Annotated in this window: 8 protein-coding genes; 4 read left to right on the forward strand and 4 right to left on the reverse strand. The window is 71.2% G+C overall.

Features of this window, described 5'->3' with window-relative positions:
• The first annotated feature begins 133 nt into the window (after positions 1-133).
• From AB0E77_RS26085 to AB0E77_RS26100, 4 genes are all read left to right on the forward strand, one after another.
• A complete protein-coding gene (locus AB0E77_RS26085) occupies positions 134-1,525 on the forward strand; it encodes a cation:dicarboxylase symporter family transporter (RefSeq protein WP_361574599.1) in 1,392 nt (463 codons plus the stop codon).
• 156 nt (positions 1,526-1,681) lie between these two features.
• Entirely contained in the window at positions 1,682-2,080 is a 399-nt protein-coding gene (locus AB0E77_RS26090; protein ID WP_361574602.1) for a MerR family transcriptional regulator, read from the forward strand.
• On the forward strand, positions 2,077-2,421 hold the full coding sequence (locus AB0E77_RS26095) for a thioredoxin domain-containing protein (protein ID WP_361574605.1): 345 nt from the start codon (positions 2,077-2,079) through the stop codon (positions 2,419-2,421). Before AB0E77_RS26090 ends, AB0E77_RS26095 begins: the two co-directional genes overlap by 4 nt.
• Before the next feature lie 117 nt (positions 2,422-2,538).
• Entirely contained in the window at positions 2,539-4,806 is a 2,268-nt protein-coding gene (locus tag AB0E77_RS26100) for an ATP-dependent DNA helicase (protein WP_361574608.1), read from the forward strand.
• A gap of 3 nt (positions 4,807-4,809) precedes the next feature.
• Here AB0E77_RS26100 and glgB read toward each other — a convergent pair whose 3' ends face one another.
• The 4 genes from glgB to AB0E77_RS26120 form a co-directional block, all read right to left on the reverse strand.
• Positions 4,810-7,296 carry a 1,4-alpha-glucan branching enzyme gene (gene glgB / locus AB0E77_RS26105; protein ID WP_361574611.1) on the reverse strand — a complete coding sequence of 829 codons (2,487 nt, stop codon included), beginning with the start codon at positions 7,294-7,296 and terminating at the stop codon, positions 4,810-4,812.
• 56 nt (positions 7,297-7,352) lie between these two features.
• Positions 7,353-8,759: a phosphotransferase gene (locus AB0E77_RS26110; protein ID WP_361574614.1), complete on the reverse strand. Its 1,407-nt coding sequence runs from the start codon at positions 8,757-8,759 to the stop codon at positions 7,353-7,355.
• 89 nt (positions 8,760-8,848) lie between these two features.
• Positions 8,849-10,549: a maltose alpha-D-glucosyltransferase gene (treS, locus tag AB0E77_RS26115; RefSeq protein ID WP_361574617.1), complete on the reverse strand. Its 1,701-nt coding sequence runs from the start codon at positions 10,547-10,549 to the stop codon at positions 8,849-8,851.
• Positions 10,546-10,973, reverse strand: a 428-nt coding sequence (locus AB0E77_RS26120) for a DUF3459 domain-containing protein (RefSeq protein WP_361574620.1), incomplete at its 5' end; no start/stop codon positions are given. The genes treS and AB0E77_RS26120, both read right to left, overlap by 4 nt.

Below are 10,973 nucleotides of genomic sequence, written 5' to 3' on the forward strand. Positions count from 1 at the left end.
TGGATCGTGAACTAAATGAACACAAGGGTGACGGCGCTCACAGGCCGGGAGATAGTCGCCGCGTCCCCGATACACACCCCCGGACGTGAGCCGCACGCCGGTGATGCCGATGACGTCGTCAAGGAGGGCCGCCGTGACCAGCGATGCCGCTACGGCACCTGCCGCACCCAAAGCCAAGCGCGACCGCACGCACTATCTCTACATCGCGGTGATCATCGCGGTCGCCCTCGGTATCGCGGTCGGCCTGATCGCCCCGGACTTCGCCACGGAGCTGAAGCCGCTCGGCACCGGCTTCGTGAACCTGATCAAGATGATGATCTCGCCGATCATCTTCTGCACGATCGTGCTGGGCATCGGATCGGTCCGCAAGGCCGCCAAGGTCGGCGCGGTCGGCGGCATCGCCCTGGTCTACTTCTTCGTGATGTCGCTGGTGGCGCTCGCCATCGGCCTGATCGTCGGCAACATCCTGGACCCGGGCACGGGCCTCGCCGTCACCGACGCCGTCAAGGAGACCGGCCAGGCGCAGGTCGACGCGGAGGCCAAGGACACCACCGAGTTCCTGCTCGGCATCATCCCGACCACGATCGTCTCCGCGTTCACCGCGGGCGAGGTCCTGCAGACCCTGCTGATCGCCCTGCTCTGCGGCTTCGCCCTCCAGGCCATGGGCTCCGCCGGGCAGCCCGTGCTGCGCGGCATCGAGCACATCCAGCGGCTGGTCTTCCGCGTCCTGGCGATGATCATGTGGGCCGCCCCGGTCGGCGCCTTCGGAGCCATCGCCGCCGTCACCGGCTCGGCCGGCATCGACGCCCTCAAGAGCCTGGCCGTGCTGATGCTCGGCTTCTACGTGACCTGCGTCCTCTTCCTCTTCCTGGTGCTGGGCACGGTGCTGCGCGTCGTCTCCGGGGTCAACGTCTTCTCGCTCTTCAAGTACCTGGGACGCGAGTTCCTGCTGATCCTGTCCACCTCCTCGTCCGAGTCGGCGCTGCCGCGCCTGATCGCGAAGATGGAGCACCTGGGCGTCAGCAAGCCGGTGGTCGGCATCACCGTCCCGACCGGCTACTCGTTCAACCTCGACGGCACCATGATCTACATGACCATGGCCTCGCTGTTCATCTCGGACGCCATGGGCACGCCGATGTCGATCGGCGAGCAGATCCCGCTGCTGCTCTTCCTGCTGGTGGCCTCCAAGGGCGCCGCCGGTGTCTCCGGCGCCGGTCTGGCCACGCTGGCCGGCGGCCTCCAGTCGCACAAGCCCGCCCTGGTGGACGGCATCGGCCTGATCGTCGGCATCGACCGCTTCATGAGCGAGGCCCGCGCCCTGACCAACTTCGGCGGCAACGCGGTGGCCACCGTCCTGATCGGCACCTGGACCAAGGAGATCGACAAGGACCGGGTGAACGACGTGCTCACCGGCCGGGTCCCGTTCGACGAGAAGACGCTGCTGGACGACGGCCACGGCGCCGACGACGCCGGCGCTCCGGACCTGCCCGAGCAGGGCGGCGAGAAGGAGCTGGCGAAGGCCTGACACCGCCACGGCACCACCCGCTCCGGACGGCCGGGATCTCCCCCCGTTGCCCGGTCGCCCGGATCCCGGCCCCGCGCAGCATCTGCGCGGGGCCTCTTCCCTTTCTGACGTGCGCCCCTTGCCTTGACGTCCGCGTCAAGGCCTACGTTCGTCCTCATGCGAATCGGCGAGCTGGCCGCACGGGCCGGGACCACGACGCGGACGCTGCGGTACTACGAGTCGCGGGGTCTGCTGCCCGCGCGGCGGGGTGACAACGGCCACCGGACCTACGACGAGGCGGATCTGAAGCTGCTGCGGCAGATCAGGACCCTCCAGGACTTCGGGTTCGACCTGGAGGAGACCCGGCCCTTCGTGGAGTGCCTGCGCGCCGGGCACCCCGAGGGCGACTCGTGCCCGGCGTCCCTGGTGGTCTACCGGCGCAAACTGGCCGAGCTGGACGCACTGATCGACCAGCTCACGTCGGTGCGGGCGCAGGTGGGCGCGCAGCTGGCGCGGGCCGAGGCGGCGGTTCCGGGGGGTCCGGAGCCCAAGTGCGAACTGGGAGGACACGCATGACGACACTCACCGGGGTGGCCGAGGTCACGGACGCGGACTTCGGTACCGAGGTGCTGGGCAGCGAGCTGCCCGTGCTGGTGCAGTTCACCGCGGAGTGGTGTGGGCCCTGCCGTCAGCTGGGGCCGGTGCTCAGGGACATCGCCGCCGAGGAGAGCGGGCGGCTGCGGGTGGTGCGGATCGACGTGGACCGCAATCCCGCGACGACGCTCGCCCACCAGGTGCTCGCGACGCCCACCCTCATGGTCTTCCGCGACGGCGAGCCCGTGCGGTCGATGGTGGGCGCCAAGCCCAAGCGGCGGCTCCTGGAGGAACTGGCCGACGTGCTCCGAGACGCACCCTGACCGGCCCGGCCACGAAAAATCCCCCGAGCAATTGCGCTCGGGGGATTTCTTTGCGTATATTCGATGATTCGTGACTTCAGAAAAGGGCGTCACGAAGAAGTTCACTGAGCACAGTATATGCGGGCGGGAGTGGCATTGTCAAACAACGAATTTCCGGACGATGAATTGCGGCAGGAACAGGAATTCATCGACGGGCTGTACGCACGCGTGGACGCACTGCGCGGCGACACCGAGGTCTCGGTCACGGACGCGCTCGGGCAGGGCAACACCCCGATGCAGGCCAGGCTGGAGCGGGACATCCTCGTCGCCGAGCGCTCCGGGCTGCTCGCCGCGCTCAACGCGGTGGACGGCTCCCTGTGCTTCGGCCGGATCGACCTCGCCTCCGGCGAGGGCCACCACATCGGCCGCATCGGCCTGCGCGCCGACGACGCCGAACGCACCCCGGTCCTGATCGACTGGCGGGCCGACGTCGCCCGCCCCTTCTACCTGGCGACCGGCCACACCCCGATGGGCCTGCGCCGCCGCCGGCACATCACGAGCGAGGGCCGCCGCGTCACCGCCCTGCACGACGAGTTCCTCGACCTCGGCGACGAGACCCGCACCGGTCACGAGGACCCGGCGGGCGACGCCGTGCTGCTCGCCGCGCTGAACTCCGCGCGCACCGGCCGCATGGGCGACATCGTGCAGACCATCCAGGCCGACCAGGACCGCATCATCCGCGCCCCGCACCGCGGCGTCCTCGTCGTCGAGGGCGGCCCCGGCACCGGCAAGACCGCCGTCGCCCTGCACCGCGCGGCGTACCTCCTGTACGAGCACCGGGAGCTGCTGGCCAAGCGCGCCGTCCTCATCGTCGGCCCCAACCCGGCCTTCCTCGGCTACATCGGCGAGGTGCTGCCCTCCCTGGGCGAGACCGGCGTGCTCCTCGCGACCGTCGGCGAGCTGTTCCCCGGCGTGAAGGCCACCGCCGCGGACACCCCCGAGGCGGCCGCGGTGAAGGGCCGGGCCGACATGGCCGACGTGCTCGCCGAGGCGGTCCGCGACCGGCAGGCGCTGCCCGACCCGGTCATCGCGATCGAGCACGACCGCGACGTCCTCCTGCTCGACGACGACCTGGTCAACGTCGCCCGCGAACGCACCCGCGCCGCGAAGCTCCCGCACAACGTGGCCCGCGAGCACTTCGAGGGCCACATCCTCAACACCCTCACCGACATGGTCGCCGAGCGCATCGGCACCGACCCCTACGACGGCTCCAACCTCCTCGACCCCAGCGACATCACCCAGATCCGCGACGAACTCGCCGAGAACCCCGAGGTCTGGTCGGCGATCGACCGGCTGTGGCCGCGGCTGACCCCGCGCCGCCTGGTCGCCGACCTCCTCGCCGCCCCCGAGCCCTACCTGTCCGCCGAGGACGCCGCCGCCGTCCGCCGCCCGGTCACCCGGCACTGGACCGTCGCCGACGTCCCCCTGCTGGACGAGGCGGCCGAACTGCTCGGCGTGGACGACCGGATCGCCCGCTCCCGCGCCGAACGCGAGCGCCAGGAGCAGATCGCCTACGCGCAGGGCGTGCTCGACGTGTCGTACGCGTCCCGGACCTACGAGTTCGAGGACAAGGACGAGGAGGACGCCGAGGTCCTGCTCGCGCACGACATCATCGACGCCGAGCGCTTCGCCGAACGCCAGGAGGAGGACGACCACCGCAGCGCCGCCGAACGCGCCGCGGCGGACCGCACCTGGGCCTTCGGGCACATCATCGTGGACGAGGCGCAGGAGCTGTCCCCGATGGCCTGGCGGCTGCTGATGCGCCGCTGCCCGACCCGCTCCATGACCCTGGTCGGAGACCCGGCGCAGACCGCGGAGGCGGCCGGCGTCGGCTCCTGGTCGAAGATCCTCACCCCCTACGTCGAGGACCGCTGGGAGCACACCCGTCTCGGCGTCAACTACCGCACCCCGGCCGAGATCATGGACCTCGCGGCGCGTGTCGTCCGCGCCGAGGACCCGGAGTTCGCCCCGCCCAGCTCGGTGCGATCCACGGGCGTACGCCCCTGGATCCGCGCCACCGGCGACCTGCCGGCCGCGGTCGCCGAGGCCGCCCGGGAGCTGACCCCGAAGGAGGGCCGCCTCGCCGTCATCGCCCCGCGCGAGCTGCACCGGACCCTCGCGGCCCGCCTGGACGGCGTCACGGCGGGCGAGGAGCCGGACCTGACCCGGCAGGTCGTCCTCCTCGACCCGCGCCAGTCCAAGGGCCTCGAGTTCGACTCCGTCCTGGTCGTCGAGCCCGGCCGCTACGGCACGAGCGACCTGTACGTCGCCCTCACCCGCGCCACCCAGCGGCTCGGCGTCCTGCACTCCGAGCCGCTGCCGAAGGGGCTGGCCGGCGCGGGGTGACCCTCAGGCCGGACGCAGCCACACCGTCGCCAGGGGCGGCAGGGTCAGGCGGATGCTCGCCGGGCGCCCGTGCCACCCCTGCGGCTCCGGCTTCACCGGGCCCGGGTTGCCGACGTCGCCGCCGCCGTAGCGGGCGGCGTCGGTGTTGAGGACCTCGTGCCAGGCGGGGACCTCGTCGGGGACGCCGAGGCGGTAGTCGGGACGGACCACCGGCGCGAAGTTGGACACCGCGAGCAACGGGGTGCCGTCGGCGTCGCAGCGCAGGAAGGCGAGGACGTCGTCCTCGGCGGCGTCCCCGACCACCCACGAAAAACCGGCGGGGTGGGTGTCCCGCTGCCACAGCGCGGGCGTCTTCCGGTACACGGTGTTCAGATCGCGGACCAGGTCCAGCACGCCCCGGTGGTCGGCCGCCGCTCCGTACTGCGGATCCAGCAGCCACCAGTCGGGGCCGCGCTCCTCGGACCACTCGGCGCCCTGCGCGAACTCCTGTCCCATGAAGAGCAGCTGCTTACCGGGGTGCGCCCACATGAAACCGAGGTACGCCCGCTCGTTCGCACGCTGCTGCCACCAGTCGCCCGGCATCTTCGACACCAGCGACTTCTTCCCGTGCACCACCTCGTCGTGGGATATCGGCAGCACGTAGTTCTCGCTGTACGCGTACACCATGGAGAAGGTCATCTCGCCGTGGTGATATTTGCGGTGCACCGGCTCGTGGCTCATGTACTGCAGCGAGTCGTGCATCCAGCCCATGTTCCACTTCAGCCCGAACCCGAGCCCGCCGAAGCCGCTGGGCCCCTGGTGGTGCGTGGCCCGCGTGACCCCGTCCCAGGCCGTGGACTCCTCCGCCACGGTGACGACGCCCGGCACCCTCCGGTACACGGTGGCGTTCATCTCCTGGAGGAAGGCCACCGCGTCCAGGTTCTCCCGGCCGCCGTGCTCGTTCGGCGTCCACTGGCCCGGTTCCCGCGAGTAGTCCAGGTACAGCATCGAGGCGACGGCGTCCACGCGCAGCCCGTCGATGTGGAACTCCTCGCACCAGTACACCGCGTTGGCGACCAGGAAGTTGCGCACCTCGCGGCGCCCGAAGTCGAACTCCAGCGTCCCCCAGTCCGGATGCGCGGCCCGCAGCGGGTCGGAGTGCTCGTACAGGGGGCGCCCGTCGAACTCGGCCAGCGCCCAGTCGTCGCGCGGGAAGTGCGCCGGCACCCAGTCCATGAGGACGCCGATGCCGGCCTGGTGCAGCCGGTCCACCAGGTACTTGAAGTCGTCGGGCGCGCCGAGCCGGGCCGTGGGCGCGTAGAAGCCGGTGACCTGGTAGCCCCACGAGCCGCCGAAGGGGTGCTCGGCGACCGGCATCAGCTCGACGTGCGTGAAGCCCAGGTCCCTGACGTAGGCGGGCAGCTGCTCGGCCAGCTCGCGGTACGTCAGCCCCGGGCGCCAGGACGGCAGGTGGACCTCGTAGACGGACATCGGGGCCTCGTGCGCGGGTGTGGCGGCACGTCCGGCCAGCCACGCGGCGTCACCCCAGGTGTAGTCCGAGGCGTGCACGACGGAGGACGTGGCCGGAGGCACCTCCGTGCGGCGGGCCAGCGGGTCGGCGCGGACGGTGCGCGAGCCGTCGGGCCGGGTGATCTCGAACTTGTACAGCTCGCCCGCGCCGACGCCGGGCAGGAACACCTCCCACACGCCGGTCCCGCCGAGCGAGCGCATGGGGTGACCGGTGCCGTCCCAGAAGTTGAAGCCGCCGGCGACCCGTACCCCGCGCGCGTTCGGCGCCCACACCGCGAAGCGGGTGCCGGTCACCCCCTGGTGGGTCGTGAGGTGCGCGCCGAGCGCCTGCCACAGCTGCTCGTGCCGGCCCTCGCCGATGAGGTGCAGGTCGAGATCGCCCAGCGTGGGCAGGAAGCGGTACGGATCCTCGGTCTCCTGGACGCTCCCCTCGTAGGCGACGAGGAGGCGATAGGCCGGGACCTCGTCGAGCGGCAGCAGCCCCGAGAAGAAGCCCTCCCCGTCGTGGGTCAGCTCGGTGCGCACCTCGCCGGCCAGGACGGTCACGGCGAGCGCGTACGGCCGGAACACCCGCACCGCGACTCCCCCGGGCACCGGATGGGCGCCGAGCACGGAGTGCGGGTCGTGATGCGTGCCGGCCAGCAGCCGCTCACGGTCGGCCGCCTCGAGGGCGAGGGCCGGGGCGGGTGCCGCGGGTGCCGGGGCCCTCTTCGCCGCGGCCACTCGCGCGGTGACCTTCTTCGTGCCGGCCCTCCCGGTCGCGGCCTTCCTCGCGGTCGCCTTCTTCTCAGGCACCTTCTTCGAGGCCGCGTCCTTCGCCGTGCTCTTCTTCGCCGGGGCCTTCTTCGCCGGGGCTTTCTTCGCCGGGGTGGCCTTCGCGGCCGTCTTCTCGGCCGGTGTCTTCTTCGCCGTCTTCTTCGCGCTCTTCTCCTCGGCCGTCTTCTTCGGATCCGGACCGCTGGACGGGGGACGGGGGGTCACGGGTGGAGCCTCCTGGGCGACGGGCGGGCGGGAAGCGGGGGTGCGGGCAGCGGGGGTCAAGAGGTGACGCCGGGCCGGTCGGCCATGGCCAGGCGGCGTACCGCGGAGAGGGGCACCGGAAGCCAGTCGGGGCGGTGCCGGGCCTCGTACACCGCCTCGTAGACCGCCTTGTCCGTCTCGTAGGCGCGCAGCAGCACCGGGTCGGTGCGCGGGTCGTGGCCGCCGGCCTCCGCGTAGCCGGTGCAGTACGCGGCCCGGCAGGCCTCGGCCCAGCCTGGCACCGGGGTCTCGGCCGAGTGCGCGGCGTAGTCGAAGGAGCGCAGCATGCCCGCGACGTCCCGCACGGCGGGCTGTGGCATCCGCCGCTCGGCCAGCGGTTTCGCGGGCTCGCCCTCGAAGTCGATCAGCGACCACTGCCCGGAGGGCGACCGCAGGCACTGTCCGAGGTGCAGATCGCCGTGGATGCGCTGCGCGGTCCAGGTGCGGCCCTCGTCGGCGAGATCGGCCAGGGCGGTGAAGGCCGTGCGCAGCCCGGGCGCGTACGGCAGCAGCGCCGGCACCGCGTGGACGGCCTCCTCCAGCCGCGCGGTCATGCCCTCGACCAGCGGCCCCAGCTGGCTGTGACCCAGCGTGACCGTGGGCAGGGCCCGGGCCAGCGCGGTGTGCACCTCGGCCGTGGCCCGGCCCAGCGCCCGCGCCTCGGCGGCGAAGTCCTCGCCCTTGGCCAGTTCGCGCAGGGCCAGCTCCCAGCCGTCGGTCGCGCCCTGCACGAACGGCTGGAGCACGCCCAGCACCCAGGTCTGCCCGGCCAGCTCCGCCACCATCCAGCCCGTGGGCGCGGGCACCCGGGGGCACCCCTCGCGGGCCAGCGCCAGCGGCAGCTCCAGATCGGGGTTGACCCCGGGCACGATCCGGCGCAGCAGCTTGAGAATGAACGTATCTCCATAGACGACCGACGAGTTCGACTGCTCGGCGGTCATCAGCCGCGGCACCAGTCCGCCGCGGATCTCCTGGTCCGGGTCGCGGTCGAAGCGGAGCCCGCCCACGCGGGCCCGGGAGCGCAGCGCCTCGAGGAGGACCTCGGCGGGCCGGGTGTCGTACAGGGCGTCGTAGGCGGTGCGTCCGGCCAGCGGGCCCTCGGTGACGTGCCCGATCAGGGCGGGCGCCAGCCGGGGCGGCAGCGCCTCGCGCACACCGATCAGGAGCTGGTAGCAGTCGCCGGGCTGCTCGGGGGAGCCGGGGGCCGGCACGAGCGGCTGGTGGGCGCGCACCAGCACGTGGTAGAGGCCGAGACGGGCGTCGGCCGGCAGCAGCTCGGTGGCCGCGACCAGCGAGAACCCGGTGACCGGGCGCCCCTTGCCCGCGAACCAGCGCTGCCGCGGCAGCCATTCCCGCAGCAGCGGGTCCAGGGACGCAAGGAGTCCGGGCGGGCTCGTGACGGTGCGTATGACGGCTTCCGACATGGCGTCGCGTCCTTTCCCCGGGTCGACGGGGTGTCACTGATGCGTGCCCCGGGCGGGACGGGGGAAACCGCCCCGCCCGGGGGCTGGGGCTAGGCGGCGTCCTTGCGGAGCCGGAACCAGTAGAAGCCGTGCCCGGCGAGGGTCAGCAGGTACGGCAGCTCACCGACGGCCGGGAAGCGGACCCCGCCGAACAGCTCGACGGGGTGACGGCCCTCGAAGGCGCTCAGATCGAGCTCGGTGGGCTGTGCGAACCGGGAGAAGTTGTGCACGCACAGCACCAGGTCGTCCTCGTGCTCCCGCAGGAACGCGAGGACGGCGGGGTTGGACGAGGGCAGCTCCGTGTAGGTGCCGAGGCCGAAGGCGACGTTCTGCTTGCGGATCTCGATCATGCGCCGGGTCCAGTGCAGCAGGGACGACGGCGAGGCCATGGACGCCTCGACGTTCGTCACCTGGTAGCCGTAGACCGGGTCCATGATCGTCGGCAGGAACAGGCGCCCCGGGTCCGACGAGGAGAAGCCCGCGTTGCGGTCCGGCGTCCACTGCATCGGCGTGCGCACCGCGTCGCGGTCGCCGAGCCAGATGTTGTCGCCCATGCCGATCTCGTCGCCGTAGTAGAGGATCGGCGAGCCGGGCAGGGACAGCAGCAGGGCCGTGAACAGCTCGATCTGGTTGCGGTCGTTGTCGAGGAGCGGGGCCAGGCGGCGCCGGATGCCGATGTTGGCGCGCATCCGCGGGTCCTTGGCGTACTCGGCCCACATGTAGTCGCGTTCCTCGTCGGTGACCATCTCCAGGGTCAGCTCGTCGTGGTTGCGCAGGAAGATGCCCCACTGGCAGCCCGAGGGGATCGCCGGGGTCTTGGCCAGGATCTCGGAGACCGGATAGCGCGACTCCCTCCGGACCGCCATGAAGATCCGCGGCATCACCGGGAAGTGGAACGCCATGTGGCACTCGTCGCCGCCCGAGGCGAAGTCGCCGAAGTAGTCGACCACGTCCTCCGGCCACTGGTTGGCCTCCGCCAGCACCACCGTGTCCGGATACTGGTCGTCGATCTCCTTGCGCACCCGCTTCAAGAAGGCGTGCGTGGCCGGGAGGTTCTCGCAGTTGGTGCCCTCCTGCTGGTACAGGTACGGCACGGCGTCGAGGCGGAACCCGTCGATGCCCAGGTCCAGCCAGAACTTCAGGGCCGAGATCATCTCCTCCTGCACGGCCGGGTTCTCGTAGTTCAGGTCCGGCTGGTGGGAGAAGAAGCGGTGCCAGTAGTACTGCTTGCGGACCGGGTCGTACGTCCAGTTCGACGCCTCCGTGTCCACGAAGATGATCCGCGCGTCCTGGAACTGCTTGTCGTCGTCGGCCCAGACGTAGTAGTCGCCGTACGGGCCCTCGGGGTTCTTGCGCGACTCCTGGAACCACGGGTGCTGGTCGCTGGTGTGGTTCATGACGAAGTCGATGATCACGCGCATGCCGCGCTGGTGGGCGGCGTCGACGAACTCGACGAAGTCGGCGAGGTCGCCGAACTCGGGCAGGACGGCGGTGTAGTCGGAGACGTCGTAACCGCCGTCCCTGAGCGGTGACTTGAAGAAGGGCGGCAGCCACAGGCAGTCCACGCCGAGCCACTGCAGATAGTCCAGTTTGGCGGTCAGGCCCTTCAGGTCACCGACGCCGTCGCCGTTGCTGTCCTGGAAGGAGCGGACGAGGACCTCGTAGAAGACGGCCCGCTTGAACCAGTCCGGGTCGCGGTCCTTGGCGGGGGTGTCCTCGAAGGTGTCCGGTACGGGCTCGTTGACGATCATGTTGTGGGGGACCCTCCGATCTGCGGGGTGGACGGTCGCAGAACCGTGCAGACATGCGCGGGCGTCCGGCCCGGCTCGAGGCGCACATAGTTGGCCCTGCCCCAGTGATAGGTCTCACCGGTGAGCTCGTCGCGCACCGGCACCGACTCGTGCCAGTCCAGGCCGAGTTGCGGCATGTCCAACGAGACCGTGGCCTCCTGGGTGTGGTGGGGATCGAGGTTGGCGACGACCAGAACCGTGTTCGACCCCCGCCGCTTCGAGTAGGCGATCACCTCTTCCTTGTCCGTGTGATGGAAGTGCAGATCACGCAGTTGGCGCAGGGCCGGGTTCTCGCGCCGGAGGGTGTTGAGCCTGGTGATGAGGGGGGCGATGGTGCGGCCCTCGCGGGCGGCGGCGTCCCAGTCGCGGGGTTTGAGCTGGTACT

Source organism: Streptomyces sp. NPDC032940 (assembly GCF_040636935.1).
In the GTDB taxonomy this organism is placed as follows: domain Bacteria; phylum Actinomycetota; class Actinomycetes; order Streptomycetales; family Streptomycetaceae; genus Streptomyces.

Excerpts from the sequence above, each read along its gene's own strand:
- AB0E77_RS26100 (WP_361574608.1), top strand. The coding sequence starts at position 2,539 with ATGCGGGCGGGAGTGGCATTGTCAAACAACGAATTTCCGGACGATGAA.
- treS (WP_361574617.1), bottom strand. The coding sequence starts at position 10,549 with ATGATCGTCAACGAGCCCGTACCGGACACCTTCGAGGACACCCCCGCC.
- AB0E77_RS26090 (WP_361574602.1), top strand. The coding sequence starts at position 1,682 with ATGCGAATCGGCGAGCTGGCCGCACGGGCCGGGACCACGACGCGGACG.
- AB0E77_RS26110 (WP_361574614.1), bottom strand. The coding sequence starts at position 8,759 with ATGTCGGAAGCCGTCATACGCACCGTCACGAGCCCGCCCGGACTCCTT.
- AB0E77_RS26095 (WP_361574605.1), top strand. The coding sequence starts at position 2,077 with ATGACGACACTCACCGGGGTGGCCGAGGTCACGGACGCGGACTTCGGT.